Annotated in this window: 21 protein-coding genes; 11 read left to right on the forward strand and 10 right to left on the reverse strand. The window is 43.6% G+C overall.

The window, feature by feature from the left end; all coding sequences use genetic code 11:
- Positions 1-159: 159 nt before the first annotated feature.
- The 7 genes from OCW38_RS12755 to OCW38_RS12785 all read right to left on the reverse strand — a co-directional run bounded on the left by OCW38_RS12755 (position 160) and on the right by OCW38_RS12785 (position 10,473).
- Positions 160-1,968: an AMP-dependent synthetase/ligase gene (locus OCW38_RS12755; RefSeq protein ID WP_010434506.1), complete on the reverse strand. Its 1,809-nt coding sequence runs from the start codon at positions 1,966-1,968 to the stop codon at positions 160-162.
- A gap of 201 nt (positions 1,969-2,169) precedes the next feature.
- Positions 2,170-3,129, reverse strand: a complete 960-nt coding sequence (gene leuO / locus OCW38_RS12760; RefSeq protein ID WP_261894298.1) for a transcriptional regulator LeuO — start codon at positions 3,127-3,129, stop codon at positions 2,170-2,172.
- A 346-nt stretch (positions 3,130-3,475) separates the two neighbouring features.
- Positions 3,476-4,531: an MJ1255/VC2487 family glycosyltransferase gene (locus OCW38_RS12765; protein ID WP_016767771.1), complete on the reverse strand. Its 1,056-nt coding sequence runs from the start codon at positions 4,529-4,531 to the stop codon at positions 3,476-3,478.
- Between the two features lie 51 nt (positions 4,532-4,582).
- Entirely contained in the window at positions 4,583-5,107 is a 525-nt protein-coding gene (locus tag OCW38_RS12770; protein ID WP_010434498.1) for a phosphatase PAP2 family protein, read from the reverse strand.
- 265 nt (positions 5,108-5,372) lie between these two features.
- The gene (locus OCW38_RS12775) at positions 5,373-8,480 is read right to left on the reverse strand and encodes an efflux RND transporter permease subunit (protein ID WP_261894300.1); all 3,108 of its coding nucleotides are present in this window, start codon (positions 8,478-8,480) and stop codon (positions 5,373-5,375) included.
- Complete coding sequence (locus OCW38_RS12780) at positions 8,477-9,814, reverse strand: efflux RND transporter periplasmic adaptor subunit (RefSeq protein ID WP_261894302.1); 1,338 nt, start codon at positions 9,812-9,814, stop codon at positions 8,477-8,479. Before OCW38_RS12780 ends, OCW38_RS12775 begins: the two co-directional genes overlap by 4 nt.
- A complete protein-coding gene (locus OCW38_RS12785; RefSeq protein ID WP_010434492.1) occupies positions 9,814-10,473 on the reverse strand; it encodes a TetR/AcrR family transcriptional regulator in 660 nt (219 codons plus the stop codon). The genes OCW38_RS12780 and OCW38_RS12785 overlap by 1 nt, the downstream gene beginning before the upstream one ends.
- Positions 10,474-11,040: 567 nt before the next feature.
- On the opposite strand from OCW38_RS12785, the gene leuA reads away from it, so the two are divergent.
- The 5 genes from leuA to OCW38_RS12810 all read left to right on the forward strand — a co-directional run bounded on the left by leuA (position 11,041) and on the right by OCW38_RS12810 (position 16,895).
- Positions 11,041-12,588 (forward strand): 2-isopropylmalate synthase, encoded by a 1,548-nt coding sequence (gene leuA / locus OCW38_RS12790; protein WP_010434490.1) that lies wholly within the window; start codon positions 11,041-11,043, stop codon positions 12,586-12,588.
- Positions 12,589-12,684: 96 nt separating this feature from the next.
- The gene (gene leuB / locus OCW38_RS12795; protein WP_261894304.1) at positions 12,685-13,776 is read left to right on the forward strand and encodes a 3-isopropylmalate dehydrogenase; all 1,092 of its coding nucleotides are present in this window, start codon (positions 12,685-12,687) and stop codon (positions 13,774-13,776) included.
- A 117-nt stretch (positions 13,777-13,893) separates the two neighbouring features.
- Complete coding sequence (gene leuC, locus OCW38_RS12800; protein WP_261894306.1) at positions 13,894-15,306, forward strand: 3-isopropylmalate dehydratase large subunit; 1,413 nt, start codon at positions 13,894-13,896, stop codon at positions 15,304-15,306.
- 14 nt (positions 15,307-15,320) lie between these two features.
- Complete coding sequence (leuD, locus tag OCW38_RS12805) at positions 15,321-15,923, forward strand: 3-isopropylmalate dehydratase small subunit (RefSeq protein ID WP_261894308.1); 603 nt, start codon at positions 15,321-15,323, stop codon at positions 15,921-15,923.
- Between the two features lie 189 nt (positions 15,924-16,112).
- Positions 16,113-16,895, forward strand: coding sequence for a DUF547 domain-containing protein (locus OCW38_RS12810; RefSeq protein WP_010434460.1), 783 nt, complete (start codon positions 16,113-16,115; stop codon positions 16,893-16,895).
- 100 nt (positions 16,896-16,995) lie between these two features.
- Here the strand turns inward: OCW38_RS12810 and OCW38_RS12815 are convergent, their stop codons facing one another.
- Entirely contained in the window at positions 16,996-17,541 is a 546-nt protein-coding gene (locus tag OCW38_RS12815; RefSeq protein ID WP_016792094.1) for a DUF924 family protein, read from the reverse strand.
- Between the two features lie 57 nt (positions 17,542-17,598).
- Positions 17,599-18,453 (reverse strand): co-chaperone DjlA, encoded by an 855-nt coding sequence (gene djlA, locus OCW38_RS12820; protein WP_010434455.1) that lies wholly within the window; start codon positions 18,451-18,453, stop codon positions 17,599-17,601.
- Between the two features lie 149 nt (positions 18,454-18,602).
- On the opposite strand from djlA, the gene lptD reads away from it, so the two are divergent.
- The 6 genes from lptD (at position 18,603) to OCW38_RS12850 (ending at position 25,389) form a co-directional block, all read left to right on the forward strand.
- Complete coding sequence (gene lptD / locus OCW38_RS12825) at positions 18,603-20,945, forward strand: LPS assembly protein LptD (RefSeq protein WP_081323873.1); 2,343 nt, start codon at positions 18,603-18,605, stop codon at positions 20,943-20,945.
- A 43-nt stretch (positions 20,946-20,988) separates the two neighbouring features.
- Entirely contained in the window at positions 20,989-22,284 is a 1,296-nt protein-coding gene (gene surA, locus OCW38_RS12830) for a peptidylprolyl isomerase SurA (protein ID WP_010434450.1), read from the forward strand.
- Positions 22,274-23,263, forward strand: a complete 990-nt coding sequence (pdxA, locus tag OCW38_RS12835; RefSeq protein ID WP_016767782.1) for a 4-hydroxythreonine-4-phosphate dehydrogenase PdxA — start codon at positions 22,274-22,276, stop codon at positions 23,261-23,263. The genes surA and pdxA overlap by 11 nt, the downstream gene beginning before the upstream one ends.
- Positions 23,260-24,075, forward strand: coding sequence for a 16S rRNA (adenine(1518)-N(6)/adenine(1519)-N(6))-dimethyltransferase RsmA (gene rsmA / locus OCW38_RS12840; protein ID WP_016788302.1), 816 nt, complete (start codon positions 23,260-23,262; stop codon positions 24,073-24,075). Before pdxA ends, rsmA begins: the two co-directional genes overlap by 4 nt.
- A gap of 98 nt (positions 24,076-24,173) precedes the next feature.
- Positions 24,174-24,554 carry a Co2+/Mg2+ efflux protein ApaG gene (apaG, locus tag OCW38_RS12845; protein WP_016767783.1) on the forward strand — a complete coding sequence of 127 codons (381 nt, stop codon included), beginning with the start codon at positions 24,174-24,176 and terminating at the stop codon, positions 24,552-24,554.
- 31 nt (positions 24,555-24,585) lie between these two features.
- Positions 24,586-25,389, forward strand: a complete 804-nt coding sequence (locus OCW38_RS12850) for a symmetrical bis(5'-nucleosyl)-tetraphosphatase (RefSeq protein ID WP_016789714.1) — start codon at positions 24,586-24,588, stop codon at positions 25,387-25,389.
- A 53-nt stretch (positions 25,390-25,442) separates the two neighbouring features.
- Here the strand turns inward: OCW38_RS12850 and folA are convergent, their stop codons facing one another.
- Complete coding sequence (folA, locus tag OCW38_RS12855) at positions 25,443-25,973, reverse strand: type 3 dihydrofolate reductase (protein ID WP_016789715.1); 531 nt, start codon at positions 25,971-25,973, stop codon at positions 25,443-25,445.
- Between the last annotated feature and the right edge of the window lie 21 nt (positions 25,974-25,994).

Consider the following 25,994-nt stretch of genomic DNA (forward strand, 5'->3'; position numbering starts at 1 on the left):
AATATTTAAATGAATCGCTATTTATCTATAAATAACAGCTTAATCAGTGTGCGCTTTCGCACATTGTGTTGGATCGCTAGACACAAAAAATCCCCCTAAAAATGCAATCACATTCGTAGGGGGATTTTTGAACAACTGAAAATTTATTTAAGCAGAAAACTACTTATCTTTAGGCTTTTCATTGTACATTTCTTCGATTTCGTCTTGATACTTATCGTTGATAACTTTACGACGCAATTTCTGAGTCGGTGTCAGTTCACCATCATCCATAGAAAATGCTTTTGGCAGCAGTTTGAATTTCTTTACTTGCTCAAACTTAGCCAGTTCTTGCTGTAGGTTATTCACACGTTTCTCTAGCATCTCGATAATTTGATGATGCTTAACAAGCTCAACGCGGTCATGATATTTGATATTAAGCTCTTTGGCATACTCTTCTAGAGAGTCATAACAAGGAACAATCAGAGCTGAAACGAATTTGCGTGTATCAGCGATAACGGCTATCTGTTCGATAAAATGATCTTTACCAATCGCGCCTTCAACCACTTGTGGGGCAATGTACTTACCGCCAGAGGTCTTCATCAATTCTTTGATACGATCAGTAATGAACAGGTTACCATTTTCATCAAAATGACCCGCATCGCCGGTTTTCAGGAAGCCATGCTCGTCAAACGTGTTAGCGGTCTCTTCTGGCATCTTATAATAACCACGCATCACCATTGGACCACGAACTAGGATCTCATCCTTCGCACCAATTTTTACTTCTGCGCCTGGCATCGACATACCAATAGAGTCAGGATTGAAACAACGGTCATCCCAGCACGATACTGTCGCTGTGGTTTCTGTCATGCCGTAGCCAAGTTTTACGTTGATTCCGATAGCATGGAAGAAGCGACCAATGGTTTCATCAAGCTTCGCGCCACCACATGGCATGAAGTTGATATTACCGCCCAGCAGAGCTCTCAATTTAGATAGCACAAGTTTATCGGCTAAAGCATGACTCTTCTTCAGCATAAACGATGGAGTACGACCCTCTTGGTGACAAACAGAAAGCTTTGCTCCCATGTTCACCGCCCAAGTAAACAGCACCTTACGGATAAACGGTGCTTTTGATACCTTCTCGTGAATCGCTGAGAAAATCTTCTCGTAGAAACGTGGAACTGCACACATTACTGTCGGTTTCACATCGCTTAGAGCATCACGCACTTGCATCGTGTCTTGTAGGTAACAGTTGGTTGCACCTTTATAGAGGGCATAGAAAGTCCAAGCGCGCTCAAACACATGTGACAAAGGTAAGAAACACAGTGATACGTCATCTTTAGTCAAGCTGAGACGTTCATCGTGACCTTTTAATTGATAGCCAATATTGGTGTAATCAAGCATCACACCTTTTGGTTGGCCTGTCGTGCCAGAGGTATAAATAAGGGTCAGTAAGTCATCCATGCTTGCATCAGCCAAACGAACGTCAAGTTCAACTTGTTGAGCTTCAACACCACGTGCCATGAAATCTTGCCACGATACGGCAAAGCTGTGTTCTTGAATGTTGATATCATTAGACATCGCCACAACAACTTCCAGCTGTTCGCACTCTTCAAAGAGGCTAACTGCAGCATCGAATTGAGCTTGCTCACCAACGAATAAGATCTTCACATCCGCATTTTGGATAATGTAAGAAGACTGCGCAGCAGTATTAGTTGGATAAATCGGCACAGTGACAAGACGAGCCTGCAAAGATGCGAAATCTGCCACAGTCCACTGAGGCATATTGTTGGAAAAGATACCGATCTTATCTTGAACTCTCAATCCTTGAGCCAATAGTGCTAATGAAAGCGTATCGATCTGCTGTCCAAACTGCTCCCAGCTAATACCTTGCCATACATTGTCGACTTTGTGCTTCAAAGCTGTACGGTTGCCGCCTTGGGCAATTTGGTCACGAAGTCTTTTTACGATATGAAAATCTAAATTGGCCATCTCTTTACCTTTGGCTTACACCTGTAAGCTTTTTTGAGCGCACAAGTGTACCTCCGATCATAGAAAAGGCAACTGACGAAGCTCAAAGTTATAAGTAATAGTACGTCTCACGCTAAGTTTTCTATCAACAAAAATAGCAGGTACAAAAAAGCCCTAAGCCAGACTCCCAGCTCAGGGCTTATAAATCATAGGGATTAGTGTCTAGTTAAGTGCCACTACTTCGCCACAGATCATCATTAACTGATCTCGTAACCAAATGTGTCCTTTATCCTTTTCACTTGATTCGTGCCAGCTTAGGAAGCCTGAAATTGCCGCATTATCGAATGGGAAATCTAGAATCTGAAGCTGCTCTTTATTTGCTGCATGTTCTACCATCCAACGAGGTGCAATCGTCACTAATTCAGATTGACCAACAACGTAAAGAACGTTGCTCAAGCTCGTACCTTCGTAGAAAGGCGTGCAATCTAGGTCACGGTAAGCTTGCTCAGAGAAGCTACGTTGACCGTGAATGCGAGACAATTTTGCGTGCTTTTCATTCAACAACTCACTTGCTGAAACTTCACCATTAATTCGAGGGTGAGAAGCAGAAGCAACCACAACCAATTCATCTTGGAAGATTTCAGTGCTTGAGAAACCTTGCTCATCAAAACGAGCGTAATCAATCACGAAGTCGATTTCTTGGTAACGCATACGCTCAGAAAGCTGACGATCGAACTCTGCATCCATATGCAGCTTAACGCTAGGTGCTTGGTCGTTGATTGTCGACATAATCTTAGGAGCAAAACGCATATCACAAGGGCTACAAATCGCAAGTTTGAACAGGCGAGAAGACGACTCTGGCGAGAACACAGAACTTGGTAGTTCGTTGCGTACTAACTGCAGTGCTTGGCGGATTGGGCCAAACAGTTGACGAGCACGTTGAGTTGGTTGAATACCACGACCTTGACGCATGAATAGTTCGTCGTTAAACATCACTTTTAGACGAGCAACAGCGTTACTTACAGCAGGCTGAGACATGCCCAGGTTGTGAGCTGCACGTGTAATGTTTTGCTCTTGCATAACTGCATCAAATACAGTCAAAAGATTTAAGTCGACTCCACGAAGTGTGCTTTCCATTCTGTAGCTTGCAATTGCACTCATTGCGTCTTTTTTCTCTAACATTCAAGTTGCCTCTAGTCGCTTCGACAGCGTTAAATTGGTAATGGTATGGCAATAGATAACCACTAATTCTTATATTTACCAGACCGATACTTTTCGGATTGCCATTACTATTAACCAATACATCTCGAGCTACCAACAAGATTGATAAAGAATAATTTAATTTTACCTTAATGATTAAATAACACTTTAAAATCATGCATTTATGGAGTTATAAAAAAACATAAAATAAGACATTTATGAGTTTCATTTCGACTTATTTAGCTGTTCTATCGTTCAGTTACATTTGTTACAATTTATTGAACTCATGAATTGTTTAGCTAGTTAATTCAAAAACTCCACTTATGAATCAGGTTAACGATGCATAACTAGGAAAATCCACCTTATCCCAAAGCTGTTTACTTAAGGCATCTTGGTCAGACCAATTCCCCGCTAAAACCCACTCAACGAGTGCACTTGCCACGTCGGGATAGGTCACTATTTCTGCCTGTTTTTCATTGAGCCAGCTACGTAAAATAGCCGCATCTAAAAAGCTCATCGTTTGTGCCAACCCCAGGGCTTCTAGCGTGGCGACATTGCTCTGTTGTTCGAACTGCCCATCAAGCGGTTTGAGAAGCAACTTTTTACCCAAAGTTAAGGCTTCTGATGGCAATTCGAAGCCACCGTTAGCGACCACACCAGAGCACTGATTCAGGTCAAATTGGAAGCCTGCATGACTGAGTGGTTTGAACTCAATATTTTCGACTCGACTGTGCTCAATAACATTGGGGTGATAACAGATAAAATGATGAGAAATGAACTTCATCAACAACTCCGAAATCGCCTCAAGATCTTCAAACGGTAAATAAACCAAAGTGAAATTTTGTGGCGCTGTCGTTTGTTCATGGTGAGTCAGCGTGTGAACTATAGGAGGTAATATGGGTTGCTCAAAGTGATACCAATGAAGACCAATAGAGTGCTCTGTTGGCGCGAAGTACTGAATCACTGAGTGTTCAATCCAGTTTCCTCCTTCTTTAGGCACATCGTAGCGGAACGCATTTTGGTGGCTTATGCCAATACATGGTACACCCTGTCTCTTAGCCGCCCATGCAGTCACAGGTTCAAAGTCATTAAGCACTAAGTCATAAGGCATCAAATCGATCTGGTTAATTTCACGCATAAATCGCCAGATATTATTCTTGATGAATGTTTTACCGTACTTAACCTGCCCTTGCTCACTGAAAAAAGTTAAGCCATCGCGGGTTTGATAGTTCCCAAACTCTTCCATTGAGAAGTACTTGCTCTCATCTCGTCCTGAGAATAGGAAGTCGACATCGATATTTTGTTGGCGAAAAGCCACCGCCATTGCTCTTGCACGAGCGATATGACCATTCCCTGTACCTTGTACGCCATATAATATTTTCATGGGTGTTCCTTTAGGTTTGAGCTTAAGCTCGGCAACGACTGACAAAAGTGATTACAAAATGAAGCTGATGGCTAGGCTAGTACAAGCTATCCCCAAGACAGCGCCAATTAGCACATCCGTTAAAAAGTGCACACCAAGCAAGATTCGCGATCCCGCAATCGCTGCAGCCCAAATCAAACTAAAGAGATACAAGCTTGGATAGAAATGTCCGATTAAGGTCGCCATAACAAAAGCAGCAGCCGAATGTCCAGATGGAAGGCTGTATTTGTCAGATGGAACGATATGGGAGTAAAGCAGTGAAGAGAACTCAGCTGGTCTGCGACGCTTGAGGGTATTTTTGGCAAACCAGTAAATAGGTAACTCGATTGCAAAGGCAGTTAAGCCCACCAAGAGAAAATCTCGGCCAGCATTGCTATCCACCAACAGCGCGACCAGAGCAATCAAAATGTAAAGGTGTCCATCTCCAGTATGAGATATCGCTTTACTCAGCGTTGCATGTTGCCCGCTATAACGACTCTTCAAACAGAAAACAGAAAATGCCACATCCCAGCGGACAATAGGTTCGATAGTACGCATACGATCTCCTTAACAATCCTTATTCAGTTAAGGCTCAAGTTATGCCTCACAAATGACAGTTAAGTGACGTTTTGAATGAAGTAAAATGAAATTTGTTCTAGAGACTGTGTTGCCACTGTCCCATCCGAAAGGCCAAGGATGTACACGAAGAATCGCACCCAGCAAGTTAACTCAGATAGACAAAGACTCAACCAATAAAAAAGCGACACTAGGTCGCTTTGTTTTAAATCGATTTCGCTCCTTTATAAAGGAGTCAATACAACGTCTATAATTCGAGTGGCTCGTGCTTTTTCACTAAACCAAAGTCCGCCAGTATCGCGTAAGCCGCCGGAATCATAAACAGCACTAGCAAGGTCGAAGCAAAAATACCAAACACAATTGATATCACCAGCGGTTGGATAACCTGAGCCTGCAAGCTGGTTTCTGTTAGCAGTGGTAGCAAACCTGCTGCTGTGGTCATTGAAGTCAAAAATACTGCTCGGAAACGCTCGCGACTCGCTTTCACCACTGAGTCATGTACGCTATCGCCTTCATCGACGTGATGGCGAATGTATTGCACTAACAAAATAGAATCATTGACCACGATTCCGGCCAGCGACACAAAGCCCATCATGCTTGGCATACTCAAAGCGTGCCCAAGTATCCAGTGACCAACAACCACGCCAATAAAGGCGAGTGGAATGGCTAACATCACGACCACAGGCTCTAAGTAGCTTCGGAACTGATAGCTAAGAATCGCAAACACACCGAATAAGCCGAGTAAGAACCCTTTACCCATTGATGCTCCTGTCTTAGCGGCATCTTTGGCTTCACCTTCAAAATCAAAGCGCAAGCCTGGGTATTTTTGAATGAGCTTGGCTGCTTCTTCTTTTTGGAACTGAGCCAAAATCGCCGACGAGCTCGCCTTCTTATTATCAATATCACCAAAGATGCTGATAGTTCTCAGTCCATCAATACGCTGAATTCGCACGTAGTTACGTTGGAAATCTAATGTCGCCAACGTTGCTAACGGGATCTGACTGCCGTCGGCGGTAATGATCGGGAAGTTAGCCAGCTGCTGTATGTCGCCCGCTTGTTCCTTATCAAGACGCACCTCTATCGAGATATTCTCAACACCGATTTGAATCTCATCCGCCGTTTGCCCGAAGAATGCAGCACGCAACTGAGAAGCAATCATCTGCCCATTCACATTGTAGGTTTCGGCTCCTGGGCGCAGCTTCACTAAGATCTCCTCTTTACCCATGCGCATGTCATCTAGAACACCATGCACGCCATCAAACTGATTGAGGTATTCCTGAATATCCAAAGAAGCCGATTTCAACGCTGCAAGATCATCATGTTTAGCGCGGATCTCAATAGCACGACCGCCAGGCCCCATGGTGGGTTGTTTAAAAACTAACGAGATAGGATCTGCCAAGTCACCGATATCTTCTCGCCATGCATCAATGAAATCATCGATCACCGTGTTTCGACTTTCTGCACCACGCAGATCTAAACGGACAGTCGCGAGATGCGGTCCAGATTCGCTGGCATCAGCATTAGCATTAAATTGGCTCGTGATGTGTTCCACCAACTCATTGCCCTCTTCGACCTCTTCACTCCACCGCACGTTCAAACGCTCAGCAGACGCGACTATTTTATCGACGACTCTCTCGGTTTGAGACAATGACGCCCCCGGCGGAAGAATGATACGCGCTTCAGCAATGTCTCCATCCAACTCGGGAAAAGGTTGGAACTTAACAGCACCACCCGCAATCAAGGCAATAGAAAGCAACAACAGTGTCAGTACTCCGCCCATAAATGCATAGCGGAACGTCACGACCTTCTCGACCATGTTCATCAAAGTTGTATTGCGGAAGTTCTCAAATTTTTCAAGCAACACCACTTTGAAGCGCAGCGCTGGCTTATCATTTTTTTCTTTGTGTAATGAATGAGATAAGTGATTGGGTAAAATAAGAAACGCTTCGATTAAACTCAGAGACAACACCAAGATAAGTACCTGAGGCACCGCTTTAAGCACCGCGCCCATTTCCCCATCAAGGAATAGTAAGCTACCGAAAATACACACCGTGGTTAAAAAAGAAGATAACACCCCGGGGAGCACTTTCTTAACACCGTTGTACACCGCATCATCAACGTTTTGCCCCCTATCTAAATGGGAGGCTATCGATTCGGCAATCACGATGGCGTCATCCATCATAATACCAATCGCCATTAATAAGCCGACCAGTGACATGATGTTGATCGATAGGCCAAGGTTCGCCATTAAGAACAAGCCACCAAGGAAGGCTACGGGCAAACCTGCCGCAACCCAGAATGAATATCGCAAACTGAAGAACAACCACATAGTAGCAAACACCAGCACAATACCTTGCCAGCCGTTGCGTACCATCATGGTTAGACGATCCCAAAGTACCGATGATAGATCATTGGTCATTTGTAGCGTCACGCCATCGGGTGCAATCGTGCTTTGATCTTCCACGAATCGAGTAACGTTCTCTTTGATTCGTAGCGCATCATCTTCTTTGTTTTTACTGATCTTCAATAGCGCAGAAGGCTTACCATCAAACAGAACCTTCTGTTCATCCAGTTCAAAGCGATCGGTGATCTTGGCAATATCCCTCAAACGGATCACTGAACCATTCGGCGCAGAACCCACCACGATACTCTCTAATTCAACCGGAGTGATGCGTCTCTCATCAAAACGAATCAGGAAGTTTTTGTCTGGCGTTTCAACATTGCCGCTCGGTAGCTTTACATTCTGACGACCGATTTGGTCCGCAATATCACCGACACTCAAACCTAACTGACGAATGGCTTGGGTATCCAGTTCCACACGATATTGGTGATCCGAGAATCCACTGACTTCGACCAATGAAACGTCGTAATCGAGCTTCATGGTACGTTTTAAGTCTTCCGCATAGGCCTTAAGTTCCGGCCATGACGTTTCTGCTGTAATCGCGATATCAACAACCGGTTCATTCCAATCCAGCTCTTGAACAACCGGAGATTCAATCTCGCTCGGAAAATCATTGATCGAATTGATCTGAGTTTGCACGTCCACCAGCATTCGACCGATGTCTGCTTTCTCATTGAGCTTCAGAATTAAACGCGCGCTGCCTTCAATCGCCTCACACTGAGTTTCTTCAATGTTGGCTAGGCCATCAACAGCATCTTCCATTCGTACACATAAGCTCTCTTCCACTTCTTGTGGGGAAGCTCCGGGATAAACAATGGCCGCCATGATGTAAGGTGGGTCGTAGGCAGGGAAAGTCTCACGCTTAATGGTTGATAATGAGGTTAAGCCCATAATCAACAACCCAAGCATCAACAGGTTCGCTGCTGTTGGGTGCCTAGAGAAAAACTTGATCATGACGCACTCTCCTGAGTATCAGGTTCAAGTGCCACTTCTTTTGAGCCCGATTCTTTGAGTAACATGCCTTCAATGGCTGGTAATAAGTCATTGAGAACCAGTTTGTCGCCCGTTTGAAGCTCCCCGTTCACAACCACTTGGTTGTCTCTACGATAAAGCACTTCAACATTCACCATTTTCAGACGAGAGTTATCGTCCATTAGATAAATTTTGTCACCATGTAGCGCTCGTTCAGGCAACACCCAACTTAGATTTGCTACACCTTCAATCTCAGCTTTTACAAACATACCGTTGACCAAAGGGGTCGCATTGCTTGGCTGCAGTTGTGAATAGTCTTGAGCGATCTCGAGAATAATCCCCGCCGTCGCTTGGTTTTCATCAACGGTTTCACTAATTCTCGCTACCTTTGCAGGCCAGCTCAGATTCAAACTGCCACTATTCAGTTGAACACTCGCGTTGATCGGTGCTTGGTCAGGGGTTGGAATTCCAGCAGCATCGCGAGGGAATTGAGTAAAACTTGAAGCTAAAGTTTGCATGTCGTGAATAGAAAGTTGTGCCTCAACTTCCATAATATTAATCCCATGAGCAACAAACATTTCTTGCTGAAGATTAACTACTTGGTTTTGTTCTATATCGACTTGAGCAATTCGCATCGCTCTTGGCAAAGTGATGGTCGTCTTATCCAAAGAGCGTTGTGCCTCTTTCACCTTAGACACGTTCACCTTAATCACGGCCTCCGCGACGCGTTTTTCATCAGGCATCAAGGTAATTTGGTTAGCAATATCTAACACTAACTTCTGTTGAGACAACGCGCTTTGTTGTTGGAGGTCGACATCCGATTGAGATGTCAGCCCTTTCTTACGTAGATCTTGTTTACGTTGCAGCTCTTTATTGCTGATCACTAAGCGATTCTTTTCGATCTTTAGAGTCTGATTCAGGTTGTCTTCTTCTTGATTCAATTTTGCTAGCGAAGTTTGGCTTGATTTAAGATCCGCTTCCGCTTGTATCAGCTTCAGCTCGTAATCCAAAGGATCGACCTTGAGTACAACCGTCCCAGCAGGGATCACTTGGCCTTTATCAAGATCCGGATGTCGATACACAATCTGTCCTGTCACCTCAGCAATCGCTTTCCATTCGACTTTTGGCACCACTTTGCCAAAGCCAACCGCTAATGGCGCTATCAGTTGCTGTTCTAAGCTTAGAGTTTCCACTAAACGAGCTCGGTCACCCGCAGGTTTAGTTGGAAGATCCGGCTTCAAATTAATCGCAACCACCAGACCAATAACACCAACTGCCAACGCTGGAAAAAAGAGGAGTTTTTTACTTATTTTCATTATCTTGGTTCCTGCAAGGTCGAAGTGCTCTCTACATTAATAAAGCCTTCGCTCATCAATTGGATGTTGTGTTCGATTAAACGATTTAGAAACTCTTCATTAAGCTCAATACCATGAATCGCTAGTAAAGGAGGTGGTGCAATAAAGGGGAAAACCATCAAGCTTATATACGAAACACGACACAGTTTTGGATCCATGTTTTGTTTCAATATTCCCTGTTCAACAAGCTTTTCAAAAATGACGTCTTGCGCCGGTTTGGCAACATCGAGGAAGACCTTTTCGAGCAACTCTCTTTGCACTTCCGATGGCGGCATATTCATTACCTGGGCAATCAACCGAGGAAACTTGGGCACTTTAACCATCTCTTTGTAGTAAGTCCGCATTAAATCGAGAAAGTTCTCATGACTGCTTTCTTCAACTAACTTCTGCATTTGTAGCTGCATCGGACGAAGCGTTTCCCGCAGCATCGCCTCGAACAACCCCGCTTTATTACCGAAGTAATAACGGATCATGGCAATGTTTACTCCAGCACGCTCTGCAATTAGGCGTGTCGATACTTTATCGTAGGATTGAACAACGAACAGATCCCGAGCGTGTTCAATGAGTAGTTGCCGCACATCAAGGTTCTGCTGAGGTCGCCCGGCTTTACGTACTGTCATTGCTTTGACCTGCTCTATAATTAATCGTTTGATTAATTATAGAGATAAACAAGCACAACTGTAGAAGATTAATTACTCATTATTTAATCAATTGATTAATTAATTTCGCCGCACATTCGATTTTGCTGGTGAATCGTTCCAACAAAAAGATTTACTACAAAGTTTTAACCTATACATAAGCCAATCGATAAACTAACCCGCCAACACAAAACCAACAAACAAATGAATAAACCAACATAAGGGACAAAAACAGCATAAACCAAACAAAAACACCAGCGATGCACACTGATATTGGATTTTCTTGTTTGACGCTTAGAATAAATTGCGGTAAATATGGTGTTAACAGTTTATTTACGGATATTTGTGTAATGATTTTTTCTTCTTCTCGACTGCTGAAACTTCTCCTTATCGTGAACCAATCGCGCGGGTAAGTTGTGGGTCAAGAACTACACAAATATTAAAACCCGCGCTGAGCGGGTTTTTTTGTAACTGGCACTTTTAAAAGAACATCATTCTTAATAATAATTTGGATAGCAATCGATTCATTATCGATATAAGGAAGCACCCATGAACGATCAAGTAATAATTTTTGATACGACCTTACGTGACGGCGAGCAAGCATTGGCTGCAAGCCTGACAGTAAAAGAGAAGTTACAGATCGCTTACGCTCTTGAGAGACTGGGTGTGGATGTTATCGAAGCTGGCTTCCCTATCTCTTCTCCAGGTGATTTTGAGTCCGTACAAACCATCGCTAAACACATTAAAGGTAGCCGTATTTGTGCGCTTTCTCGTGCCGTTGCAAAAGATATAGACGCCGCTGCAGAAGCACTAAAAGTAGCTGACCAGTTCCGTATTCATACCTTCATCTCAACATCAACGGTTCACGTACAAGACAAATTACGCCGTAGCTACGATGATGTCGTAGAGATGGCAGTGAAAGCAGTAAAACATGCACGTAACTACACCGACGATGTTGAGTTCTCTTGTGAAGATGCTGGTCGCACCCCTATCGACAACCTATGTCGTATGGTTGAGGCCGCGATTAACGCAGGCGCAAAAACCATCAACATTCCAGACACCGTTGGCTACACAGTACCGAATGAATTCGGTGGCATTATCCAAACACTATTTGATCGCGTACCCAACATCGATAAAGCAATCATCTCTGTTCACTGTCACGATGACTTGGGTATGTCGGTTGCTAACTCAATCGCTGCCGTTCAAGCGGGTGCTCGACAAATTGAAGGCACAATCAATGGTATTGGTGAGCGTGCGGGTAACTGTTCTTTAGAAGAAATCGCAATGATCATCAAAACTCGCCAAGAGTTTTTGGGGGTTCATACCGGCTTAGATCATAAAGAGATTCACCGTACAAGTAAGTTGGTGAGCCAGCTTTGCCACATGCCAATTCAAGACAATAAAGCTATCGTCGGTGCCAACGCATTCAGTCACTCTTCAGGTATTCACCAAGATGGCATGCTTAAGAATAAGAACACTTACGAGATAATGACACCTGAGTCTATTGGCTTGAAAAACAAGGCATTGAACCTAACAAGTCGTAGTGGCCGAGCGGCTGTTAAGAGCCATATGGACGCAATGGGTTATAAAGATAATGAGTACAACCTAGATTCATTGTACGAAGACTTCTTGAAGCTAGCTGACCGTAAAGGTCAAGTATTCGATTACGACCTAGAAGCATTAATGCACTTCGCCAATCTACGTGACGAAGATGACTTCTATAAACTTAACTACCTAAGCGTACAATCTGGTAGTGTTATGTCTACCACCAGCATCAAATTGCAATGTGGTGATGAAGAAAAATGCGAAGCGGCTGTAGGTAACGGCCCTGTTGATGCTTTATACCAATGTATCTACCGCTTAACGGGTTACGAAATTGCATTGGATAAATTCGACCTTACTGCAAAAGGTGAAGGCGAAGATGGCTTAGGCCAAGCGGATATCATTGCGAATTATAAAGGCCGTAAGTACCACGGCACAGGTGTTTCAACAGATATCGTTGAAGCTTCTGGTCAAGCGTTACTGCATGTTATCAATAGTATTCAACGTGCAGACACTATCGCTGAAATGAAACAACAAAAATTCGCAACAGTTTAATACCCAATAACAGAGCCCTAGAGCCGATGTTGTTGGCTTTAGGGACAAAATTTAAAACGAGCCAAACCGCTCAGTAACAAGAATTAAAGGATTAACATGACAGATAAATCATACAAAATTGCCGTACTACCTGGTGATGGCATTGGCCCAGAAGTAATGCAGCAAGCACACAAAGTGCTAGACGCGATTGAAAAGAAGCACGCGATTAGCTTTTCTCGTGAAGAGTATGATGTTGGTGGTATCGCCATTGATAACCACGGCTGTCCACTTCCAGAAACGACAGTAACAGGCTGTGAAGAATCTGACGCAGTACTATTTGGCTCGGTTGGCGGTCCTAAGTGGGAACACCTTCCACCAAACGATCAACCAGAGCGTGGTGCCCTACTTCCTCTACGTAAGCACTTCCAACTGTTCTGTAACCTACGTCCTGCGCAAATCCACAAGGGTTTAGAGTCTTTCTCTCCTTTACGCTCTGACATTTCAGGTAATGGTTTCGACATCGTTGTTGTTCGTGAACTAACCGGCGGTATCTACTTCGGCCAACCTAAAGGTCGTGAAGGCGAAGGCTCAACTGAGAAAGCTTTTGATACAGAGGTTTACCACCGTTACGAAATCGAACGTATTGCAAAGATTGCGTTTGAATCTGCACGTCTACGTAACAAAAATGTTTACTCAATCGACAAAGCGAACGTTCTGCAGAGCTCTATCTTATGGCGTGAAGTGGTTGAAGAGATCGCAAAAGATTACCCAGATGTTACGCTAAACCATATGTACATCGACAACGCGACCATGCAGCTAATCAAAGATCCATCTCAGTTTGACGTAATGCTATGTTCAAACATCTTTGGTGACATCATCTCTGATGAGTGTGCAATGATCACGGGTTCGATGGGTATGCTTCCTTCTGCAAGCTTAAACGAAAGCAACTTCGGCCTATATGAACCAGCAGGTGGCAGCGCACCAGATATCGCAGGTAAGAACATTGCAAACCCAGTCGCGCAAATTCTTTCTGCAGCACTAATGCTTCGTTACAGCCTAAGCGAAGAAGCAGCAGCACAAGACATCGAAGCAGCGGTATCGAAAGCACTTTCTGCAGGCGAGCTAACGGCAGACCTTGCAGGTAAGAACCAAGCACTGACTACCTCAGAAATGGGTGACAAGATCGCTGAGTACATCTTAGCTTCATAAGCGAGATGCTTAGATTAGAAGCAAGTACATAAGAATAATATCAAGCCAAGTCTGCTTAAACCGCATGACTTGGCTCGAAACAAACACTGGGACTGATGCTCCCAAGGAAGAAAAGCTATGTCGACAAACCAGCAAGCAAAAACCTTATACGAAAAAGTTTATGACGCTCACGTTGCAGTTGCAGCGAAGGGCGAAACGCCAATTCTTTATATCGATCGCCACTTAGTCCACGAAGTAACGTCGCCACAAGCCTTTGATGGCCTGCGAGAAAAAGGTCGTAAAGTTCGCCAAGTAGGCAAAACCTTCGCGACCATGGATCACAACGTATCGACACAAACCAAAGACATCAACGCTTCTGGTGAGATGGCTCGTATCCAAATGGAAACGCTATCGAAGAACTGTGAAGAGTTTGGTGTCACGCTTTACGACCTAAACCACAAATACCAAGGTATTGTGCACGTAATGGGGCCTGAGCTAGGTATTACTCTGCCGGGTATGACCATCGTATGTAGTGACTCACACACGGCGACACACGGTGCATTTGGTTCATTAGCATTCGGTATCGGTACTTCAGAAGTAGAGCATGTTCTAGCGACTCAAACGCTAAAACAAGCGCGCGCTAAAACCATGAAGATCGAAGTAAAAGGCAAAGTCGCAGAAGGTATTACAGCCAAAGATATCGTGCTCGCGATCATCGGCAAGACAACAGCTGCAGGCGGAACAGGCTATGTAGTTGAATTCTGTGGTGAGGCAATTACAGACCTTACAATGGAAGGTCGTATGACAGTATGTAACATGGCAATCGAGCTAGGCGCGAAAGCGGGTCTAATCGCTCCAGATGCAACCACATACGAGTACATAAAAGGTCGTAAGTTCTCTCCAGAGGGCGAAGACTTAGAAGCGGCAATCGAATACTGGAACACATTGAAAACCGATGCTGACGCAGAATTCGATGCAGTTGTCACGCTAGAAGCAGCTGAAATCAAACCACAAGTCACTTGGGGTACTAACCCAGGTCAGGTTATTTCAGTAGACACTCCAATCCCAGCACCAGAAAGCTTCGCAGATCCTGTTGAAAAAGCATCGGCTGAAAAAGCGTTGGCTTACATGGGGCTAGAAGCAGGTAAATCTCTATCTGAATACAACGTCGATAAGGTCTTCGTGGGTTCTTGTACTAACTCTCGTATCGAAGATATGCGCGCAGCCGCTGCGGTAGCGAAAGGCCGACAAGTAGCGAAACATGTTCAAGCATTGATCGTTCCGGGCTCAGAGCAAGTTAAAGCACAAGCAGAAGCTGAAGGTTTAGATGTAATCTTTAAAGAAGCCGGCTTCGAATGGCGCTTGCCAGGTTGTTCGATGTGTCTTGCAATGAACAACGACCGCCTTGGTCCACAAGAACGCTGTGCTTCTACATCAAACCGTAACTTTGAAGGTCGCCAAGGCCGTGATGGTCGTACGCACCTAGTTAGCCCAGCAATGGCAGCCGCAGCAGCAATCGCTGGTCACTTTGTCGATATTCGTGAACTTTAATTAGAGGATTTAACATGTCAGGTTTTCAACAACACACCGGATTAGTCGTTCCTCTAGATACGGCCAACATCGATACGGATGCGATCATTCCAAAGCAGTTTCTACAGAAAGTAAACCGCATCGGTTTTGGTAAGCACTTATTCCACGATTGGCGCTTCCTAGATGATGCAGGCCAACAACCAAACCCAGAGTTTGTAATGAACGTTCCTCGCTACAAAGGTGCTTCAATTCTCCTAGCTCGTGAAAACTTCGGTTGTGGTTCATCTCGTGAACATGCACCTTGGGCGCTTGCTGATTATGGTATTCAAGTGATGATCGCGCCAAGCTTCGCAGACATCTTCTATGGTAACTCGATCAACAACCAAATGGTGCCAGTTCGATTGACTGAGCAAGAGGTAGATGAGCTATTCCAATTCGTAGAAGCGAATGAAGGCGCTGAAATCACTGTTGATTTAGAAGCGATGAAAGTCAGTGCTAATGGTAAAGAATACTCGTTTGAAATTGATGAGTTTCGTCGTCACTGCTTACTGAATGGTTTAGACAACATAGGCCTTACACTTCAGCACGCCGATAAAATCTCAGAATTTGAAGCAAAGATTCCTAGCTTCCTGAAATAAAGAACCATGAAATAGCACAGTCTAGAAATAGAGTAAGCGTTTTCAATAACACCTAAAGGTTGGCCCAGTGCCAACCTTTTTTATTCGATTCAACTTCTTCATTTAACTCAACTCTGTGGTTTAACTGAAGAGCTATGAAAGAAAATAGTAAGCCACAAGGTCTTAGTAGTCAGTCATCAGGAGAATGCCATGAAACAACTACTTGTTATTATCAGCCTACTTTTCTCAACCTTCGCGTGGTCTGCGCCTAAGTCCGAACTTTGGCCTTACTGGAATCAAAGTAATGAAGCCAACTCTGAGCAAGTTTCTCATCAAGATTGGCAACAATTCCTCGATAACTATTTAGTAAAACAAGGTCAACACGCCTTAGTTAGATATCAAACGGTGAGTTCTTCAGACAAAACCAAACTGAAGCAGTACATAAGCCGACTTGAACAGATTGACCCTCTCGACTATCCAAAAGCTGAACAGTATGCTTATTGGGTTAACCTATACAATGCAGTGACTGTTGATTTGATTCTTAATGCATACCCAATTAAATCTATCACTAAGCTCGGCGGACTATTCAGTTTTGGACCTTGGGGAGATGATGTAGTTGCAGTTAATGGAAAGACACTGACACTCAATGATATCGAACATCGAATTTTAAGACCGATTTGGCAAGACCCTCGCACTCATTACGCGGTGAACTGTGCAAGTCTAGGTTGTCCTAATCTACAATCTCAAGCATTTACTTCTGATAATACAGAAATGTTGCTAGAACTCGCTGCAGCTGAGTATATCAATAGTGATAAGGGTGTATTGGTTAACAACAACCAGCTTCAATTGTCATCGATTTACGAATGGTTTGCTGTTGATTTTGGCAACCAACAACAACTGATTAAACACTTAGATAAATACAGAACAAAGCCGGTAACGTACACGGGAAAAATAAGTTATGACTATGATTGGTCACTTAACCAAGCAAACTAGTTCTAACGCGAAAGTTAATCACTAAAGCTAAACAAAAAAAGAGGCTAGAGGTTTTATTAACCACTAGCCTCTTATCAATTCTTTGACCGTATATCAACAATTAAAAGCTTGAGTCTGGTTGCTGTAAGAACTCAACTTCCTCAGGAGTCGAAGTTCGACCTAGTACTTCATTGCGGTGGGGGTAACGACCAAAACGCTCAATGATCACCTTGTGCTTAAACTCAAAATCAAGGTTATTCTCTAGCCCTGTCTGGGAAAAAAGCAGCACCGCTTGTTCATGCATCAGCAAAGATTCGCTGTGCATATAAGGCATGTAGAGGAAGCTTTTCTGTTGTTGATTGAGTTGGTGATCAAAGCCACTCGCTACCGCTTCTTGAGCTAGAACCAACGCCATAGGATCTGCAGTAAACGCATCTGGACTATTTCTACCAAGATTCCGAGAAAACTGGTCAAGCACGATAATCTCAGCCAAGCGACCCTCTGCTGTCTGACGCCATTCAAATAACTCACCTTGAATGGCGGCTTTGTGCAGTTCAGAAAAACGAGACGCTATCAAAGCGTCAATTTCGGCGCCGCCAGTAAACCAATCTTTAGGCGTCAATTCATCGAACCAAAACTCTAGAACATTCTGATACGTTAACGTCATATAATTCCCTTCAATAAAAAACCGAGTAACTTTGTTATTACTCGGTTTGGTGTTCGATTACTTAAAACCTTTGACCTTCTTTATCAGGTCATAAGCATTTTGAATTTCTTGCGATTTTTCTTTCGCAACATTCATCATCTCAGGCGGTAAGCCCTTCGCCATCAGTTTATCTGGGTGATGCTCATTCATCAATTTACGGTAGGCTTTCTTCACCTCTTTACCATCAGCACTTTCACTCACACCAAGAACCTTATATGCATCGCCAAGCTGGTTCTGTTGCGAAGCCTGTTGCCAACCTGATGATTGCCCATGGCCTTGATGCCCCCCAAAGCTTCCACCTTGCTGTTGGAAACGGAACGCTGCTTCCTGCATCTGCAAGCGGCGCTCTAGTTGCTCTGCCGAAAACCCTAGGCCTTGAGCTATCTTATGCAGAACCTGACGCTCACTCGGGTGCAAGCTTCCATCAGCAAACGCAGCAGAGACTTGTAGCTCTAAAAAGAACTGCAAAAGATCAAAACGACCACCCGATGAGATTTTTACACGCTCAAGTACGTCGCTCAGAGGGAAGTCGCTCTCTTTTCCATCTCGGAATGCATCTTGCGCCGCTTTGCGCTGTTCGCCATGCAGGTTCATGCGTTCCATCATGGTAGAAGCGAGTTGAATCTCTTCCGGCGTTACCTGCCCTTTCGCTTTAGCAACGTGCCCCATAACCGCAAAGGCGGATTTAAAAAACTCGTTCTGTCTTTCTGCTTGGCTTGGACCTCGACCAAAACCAGAACTATTGAAACCAGATTGGTTCAATCGGCGAGCTTTATCGAATTGGTGCCCTAAAAATAGGCCAAAAACTAAACCAAGCGGCCCTCCAAATAGAAAGCCAAAAAAAGCGCCCAAAATTTTGCCAAATATTTGCATTATGTGTTCTCTATCTATGAATTTTGTCTGAGTAATGCTGTCTGATGATGCTGAATGCTAATATTTCCTTTATCATAAGGAAAATGGTTTATTAATTGGATTGATACTAGATCAACCCTTCATCTAGTGACACAGGATAGTTCAACTTCATGCAATGTTTTTCCCGCACCTTGTTAGCCGCGTCGATAACGACAGCGTTATACGTGTCGACAACTCAAGCTGAAACAATTACCGATAGTAGTGTGCAGGAAATGCCCTCTATAGATCAATGCTTGATCGAGCCCGCTGCAGAAAACGAGACACAGCTACCCGCTCATGTTGAGTCAGATCGCTTAGAAGCTATCAATGGTGACAAAGCAATATATTCAGGAGATGTAAGAGTTACGCAAGGAAATAAAACCATTCTTGCTGACAATGTAACTCTACACCAACAAGAAAACATCGTTGTAGCTGAAGGCAACGTAAACTTTAGTGATGGTCAAATCAAGTCAGTGTCAGACAGAGCAACGAATAATCTGACTACAGATGAAATGACGCTAGAAAATACCGATTACGAATTTCTTTGCGAGCCAGGGCGCGGTAATGCAGTCTACGTATCTAAGACGGGCAAAGCAGTTTATGAAATCGAAGACGGTTCCATTACCTCTTGCCCTATTGGCGACAACGCCTGGCGCCTAAGAGCATCAAGTATCAGCGTCGACCAGAACGAAGAACAAGCTACTTTTTATAATCCACGCTTTGAGATCCAAAGTGTCCCTGTTTTTTACTTACCGTATTTAACCGTACCAGTCGGTGATACACGTAAAACCGGTTTCTTGTATCCAACCGTGTCATACGGTTCTAGCGATGGTTTTGAAGCGGAGATTCCTGTTTATTGGAACTTAGCTCCAGACTACGACTTGGAAACCACCTTCAAGTATATGCAAGAGCGTGGCACTCAACTTAACAGTAAATTCAGATACTTGAGTGACTTCGGTTCAGGCAGCCTCGAGTCTGAATATTTACCAGACGATCAAAAGTACACAGACAAAGGCGATCGTTGGGGTTTCCAACTAGAACATTCAGGAATATTTCAGCAATCTTGGTTGTTCGAAGTCGATTACTCTAAAGTCAGTGATATTGATTATTTTACGGATATGAGTTCAGGAATCGGTAGTCGTGAAGACGGACAATTACTTCAAGAAGGGCAAGCAACTTACCGTTCTCAAAACTGGGATGCATCAGTATTGGTCCGAGACTTCCAAGTCCTCACAACAAGTAATAACTTGCCTTATCGCTTAATGCCACAACTTGAGTATAACTATTATGCTCCTGAGGTGATGGATTACCTAGACTTCGATTTAATCAGTCATGTTTCATTATTCGATACAGACGCCTCGGGCAAGCCATCCGCAACTCGTGTCCACGTTGAACCTGGTATTACGATTCCTGTCGGCAACACCTGGGGTACGTGGACAACAGAAGCTCGATTACTTGGTACTTATTATCAACAGGATCTTGATGGTGTTGACACTGGTTCTGGTTCCGATTACGAAGGCCTAGAGGAATCGGTAAGTCGAGTGATTCCTGAGTTTAGAAGTCACGCTGGTATCGTTCTAGAAAGAGATACCAAGATAGTCAACAACTACACTCAAACACTCGAGCCACAAGTACAGTACCTGTATGTTCCCGAACAAGATCAAAGCGATATTGGCCTTTACGATACAACGCTACTACAGACCGATTACTACGGCCTATTCAGAAGCCGTAAATACAGTGGTGTAGATCGTATTGCAGCGGCAAACCAGATAAGTTATGGCGCGTCATCTCGATTCTTTGATGACGAATATAAAGAACGTCTTAATATCTCTTTTGGTCAAATTTTTTATTTCGACAAAGACACAAAGCAAGCTCTGAGCAGCAGCGAAGACTCGGGCGAAAAAACCAATTATTCATCTTGGGCTATTGAAATGGACTTCAACTACGATGATTATCTGTTCTACCATGGTGGCGTGCAATACGACATTGACTCAGCTTCAATGCAACTTGCCAACAGTACACTTGAATACCGCTTTGCTGGTGGTTATATACAAACCAACTATCGCTATGTTACGGAAGAATATATTGAGGATAATGTAGGCGAAAGTATCGATGTTGGGTCAATAACTCGTGATGGTATCTCTCAAGCCGGTTTGCTTGGTGCTTATCAAATTTCGCGGAAGTGGAATGCCAGTGCTCAATACTTCTATGATTTAACGACACAAGAGAATCTAGAGTGGTTGGCTCGCTTGAACTATAAATCGGATTGTTGGTATATCGGATTTACGTATAGCAACCAGTTGACAAATAATATTAGTGATCCAAATACTACACCTGAATATGAAAATAACTTTGGTGTGAATTTCGGTATTGTTGGCTTTGGTACTAATCTAGGCTCTGATTCAGGCGCAGTTGGGGATAGTAGTTCAGACAACTCTCTAAGTTACGGTCGCCCATTCTTCTTAAATAATTAATTCTCTTTATTGATAAAACATCAGTAAATTTAAAGGACTACACATGACATTGTGGAAACGCACATTAATCGCTATCGCATCGGCTTGTACTTTATCTGTAAGCTATGCTGCGCCAGTTGAACTCGATAGCGTAAAAGTGATCGTTAACGAAGGCGTAATTTTACAAAGCGATATCGACGCTTCAATGAAGACGTTACGTGCAAACGCGAAGAAAAGCGGTCAAACATTACCATCACAAGACGTGTTGAATGAACAAGTTCTAGAAAAATTAATCATTGATACGATTCAAACTCAAGAAGCGGAACGTATTGGCGTTCGTATCGATGACGCTCGACTTGACCAGGCAATTGAAGGTATCGCGAAAGACAACAATCAAACGGTAGAGCAACTTACCGCATCGGTTGCAGAAGAGGGCCTTAGCTACAATGCATTCCGTGAGCAAGTAAGAAAAGAAATTGCAGCCAGTGAAGCTCGTAACGCCTTAGTTCGTCGCCGCATCAACATTCTTCCAGCTGAAGTCGATAACCTAGCAGACATCTTAGCGCAAGAAACTAACGCGACCGTTCAATACAAAATTGGACACATTCAACTTCGCTTTAACGATGACCAAACAAAGGAAGAGCTAGAAGCTCAAGCTAACGATTTAGTTGAAGAGCTAAACTCAGGTAAAGACTTCAGCACCATGGCTTATACTTACTCTAAAGGCCCGAAAGCACTACAAGGTGGTGATTGGGGTTGGATGCGAAAAGAAGAGATGCCAACCATTTTTGCAGACCAAATCAAAATGCAAAACAAAGGCAGCATTATCGGTCCTTTCCGCAGCGGTGTTGGCTTCCATATTTTAAAAATTGAAGACGTAAAAGGCTTAGAAACCGTTGCTGTTACCGAAGTTAATGCACGTCATATCCTGATTAAACCTACCGTAATCCTGAGTGATGACGGTGCCAAAGAACAACTTGAAGAAATCACTCGTCGCGTGAACGCTGGTGAAGCGACCTTTGGAGAGCTTGCTCAGCAGTACAGCCAAGACCCAGGTTCTGCAGTTCAAGATGGCGAACTAGGTTATCAAACGCCTGATTTATATGTTCCAGAGTTCAAACACCAAGTAGAAACTCTTCCTGAAGGGAAAATCAGCGCACCATTTAAAACGGTTCACGGTTGGCACATTGTTGAAGTATTAGACCGCAGAGAAGTTGATCGTACGGATTCTGCTTTGAAGAACAAAGCTTACCAAATACTATTTAACCGCAAGTTCAATGAAGAAGCTGGCGCTTGGCTACAAGAAGTAAGAGCAAGTGCCTTTGTTGAAATGGTTGAGGACGACCAAAATGACAACTAAACGCCTTGTCATTACCGCAGGTGAACCCGCAGGGATAGGTCCAGATTTAACTCTGGCTTTGTCTCAAGAAAGTTGGCCTCATCAACTCGTGGTGTGTGCCGATAAAAATTTACTCGCGCAGCGAGCGGAAATGTTAGGGATTGAAGTTGAGCTGTTGGATTACGACCCAATGGCGCCTAAGCAACCCCAACGCTCTGGTACTTTAGTAGTGAAACACGTTCCATTAGCTGAAAGCGCCATCGCAGGCCAACTCAACGAAGCTAACGGTCATTACGTATTAAATACTTTAGAAACCGCCGCAATTGGCTGTATGAATGACGAATTTGATGCTATTGTCACCGGCCCTGTTCACAAGGGTGTAATTAACCGAGCTGGCGTTGCTTTTAGCGGTCATACCGAGTTCTTTGCAGAGAAGTCCAATACACCACTCGTGGTGATGATGTTGGCAACTGAAGGGCTGCGTGTTGCATTAGTCACAACGCACATCCCACTAGCTTATGTATCTCAAGCTGTGACCGAAGACAGATTAGAGCAAATTATTGCGATTCTGAATAAAGATTTGGTCGAAAAGTTTGCAATAGAGAAACCAACTATCTACGTGTGTGGCTTAAACCCACATGCAGGTGAAGATGGTTGTTTAGGCCGTGAAGAAATAGAAACCATCACCCCTACGCTAGAAAAAATTCGCCAGAAAGATGGCATCAATTTAGTTGGCCCATTGCCAGCAGACACCATCTTTAATGAAAAATATTTGCAAGATGCAGATGCTGTTTTAGGTATGTATCACGACCAAGTACTCCCTGTATTGAAATACAAAGGGTTTGGTCGCTCAGTGAACATCACACTAGGCTTACCGTTTATTCGTACATCAGTCGATCACGGTACCGCCTTAGACTTGGCAGGGAAAGGCCAAGCCGATACAGGGAGCTTTAGAACAGCGCTCACGCACGCCATTGAATTAGTAGAGAAAAAGCAATGAGAAATGATGTCCACTTAGGGCACAAAGCGCGTAAACGTTTTGGTCAAAACTTCCTTAACGATCCATACATTATAGATGGCATCGTATCGAGTATTAACCCACTACCAGGCCAAAACTTGGTAGAAATTGGCCCTGGTCTTGGTGCTATTACAGAGCCTGTTGGCAAACTTGTCGATAAATTCACAGTAATTGAACTGGATAGAGATCTTGCTGAACGTCTGCGTAATCACCCTGATCTTGCTGAGAAGTTAACGATCTATGAAGGTGATGCAATGAAGTTCGATTTCGAACAACTTGTTAAGCCAAACAACAAGCTACGTATCTTCGGTAACTTGCCATACAACATCTCTACACCATTGATGTTCCATCTTTTTGAGTTCCATAAAGATGTGCAAGACATGCACTTTATGCTTCAAAAAGAAGTGGTGAACCGCCTAGCAGCAGGCCCTGGCACTAAAGCTTATGGCCGTCTAACAGTCATGGCTCAATACTACTGTAAAGTGACACCAGTGCTAGAAGTACCACCAACAGCATTCGTTCCGCCACCAAAAGTAGATTCTGCTGTCGTACGCCTTCAGCCATATGAAGTGCTGCCTTATCCGGCAAAAGATCTTAAATGGTTGGACCGCGTATGTCGCGAAGGTTTTAACCAACGTCGCAAGACAGTACGTAACTGCTACAAAAGCTTAATCAGTAAAGAGGTGCTTGAAGAGTTAGGGGTAAACCCTGGCATGCGCCCTGAAAACCTGACGCTCGAACAGTTTGTCGATATGGCGAACTGGTTGCATGACAGTCACAGCACTGAAAAATAAGTCAAAAGGCTCCTACACTACGGTGAGGGGCCTGTTTTTTATGTAAAACTTTTATAGGGTCTTTTGCCCTTAGCATACCAACAACAAAAGGTGCGAATATGGATATATCTACGCCTTGTATCAAATGTCAGGTTCACTCTAAATACATAGAGGAACAATCTGAACCTACGAAGAACCGCTACGTCTTCGCTTACATCATTACCATCAAAAACCTCAGTAAAACAACGGTACAACTTATGTCACGTCGCTGGCTAATTACTGACTCCAACGGTAAACAACTCACTATTGAAGGTGATGGTGTGGTTGGGCAACAACCTGTGATTGAAGCCAACGATGAATATACTTACACCAGTGGTACCGTCATCGAAACTCCTGTGGGTGTTATGCAAGGTCATTATGTTATGACTGATCACAAAGGCATCGATTTCATAACTGAAGTCGACCCGTTCAGGCTCGCCATCCCTAACATTCTTAATTAGTACACACCTCTACTACTTACAGGAAATTATTTTGTCGAATTACATTGTCGGAGACATTCAAGGGTGCTTCGACGAACTTCAGTTGCTGCTTGAAACTATCAGTTTTGATAAACACAAAGATACTTTATGGGTCGCTGGTGATTTAGTCGCTCGAGGTCCTAAATCATTGGAGACACTACGCTTTATTCGCAACCTTGGTGACGCAGCTAAGGTTGTATTAGGCAATCATGACTTGCATCTACTTGCGGTTTCCTTAGGGCTATTTTCGGCTAAGCCAAAAGATAAAACTCAAACGATCCTTGATGCAGAAGATAGGGAGACGTTACTTGAGTGGCTAAGGCAACAACCTTTAATTCAGGAACATTCAGAGTTCGTAATGTCTCATGCAGGTATCTCACCGCAATGGGATTTAGAACGAGCACGTATCGAAAGCCGAGAAATAGCTGACTTATTAAAATCAGAACAATGGCAATGGCTTATCGAGAATATGTACAGCAATACGCCTGATTTATGGCATCAAGATTTAGAAGGCATTGAGCGCTATCGCTATGCGATCAACAGTCTGACTAGAATGCGATTTTGCTTTACTGATGGTCGACTTGATATGGCCTGTAAACTTCCACCAAACGAAATTACCATTGAGCCTTTGGTACCTTGGTTTGACCTTACACAACGTATAGAACTGGATAAGACGGTTTTATTTGGACACTGGGCTGCATTAGAAGGCTACTCAGGGAAAGATGTGATTGGTTTAGACACAGGGTGTGTTTGGGGAGGACAATTGACGGCACTGCGCTGGGAAGACAGACAGTTTTTCACACAGAAAGCGTTATAACTTGTTAGCTACTAAAATGCTTGCTACCAATTGATAGCAAGCATTCATTATAATTAACGCTCTAGAATAACGAAGTGCATATCAAAGCTATTTCTATCATCATTCATATAATCTTTACTGTATACGCAAGTCCAACCTTCACTTCCCCAGCTAGGAAAGCGAGTGTCACCTTCAATTTCAGCTTCAATAAATGTTAAATATAGTTTATTTGCTATAGGAAGGTAAGATTCATATATAGAACCACCACCTATAACCATTACCTCTTCAACGTCTCCAACAGCTTTCAGAGCTTCCTCTGTAGATGTAACTGTTGTTACCCCGTCGATGGATAACCCAGGATCACGACTGATAACTATATTCTGTCTTCCAGGAAGAGGGCGACCTATAGAATCATAAGTTCTGCGCCCCATAATTACTGGTTTTCCTAGAGTGTGTTTTTTAAACCAAGCAAAATCAGCAGGTAAGTGCCATGGCATGGCATTCTCTTTACCAATAATTCTGTCACCAGCTTCAGGTAAATAAAAACCATTTTCCTTGTCAATTTTCCCACCATGAGCCATAGCTGCAATTAAGCTAATTTTCACAACTCTATACCTCTGTAATTT

It is taken from the genome of Vibrio cyclitrophicus, assembly GCF_024347435.1.
Lineage (GTDB): Bacteria > Pseudomonadota > Gammaproteobacteria > Enterobacterales > Vibrionaceae > Vibrio > Vibrio cyclitrophicus.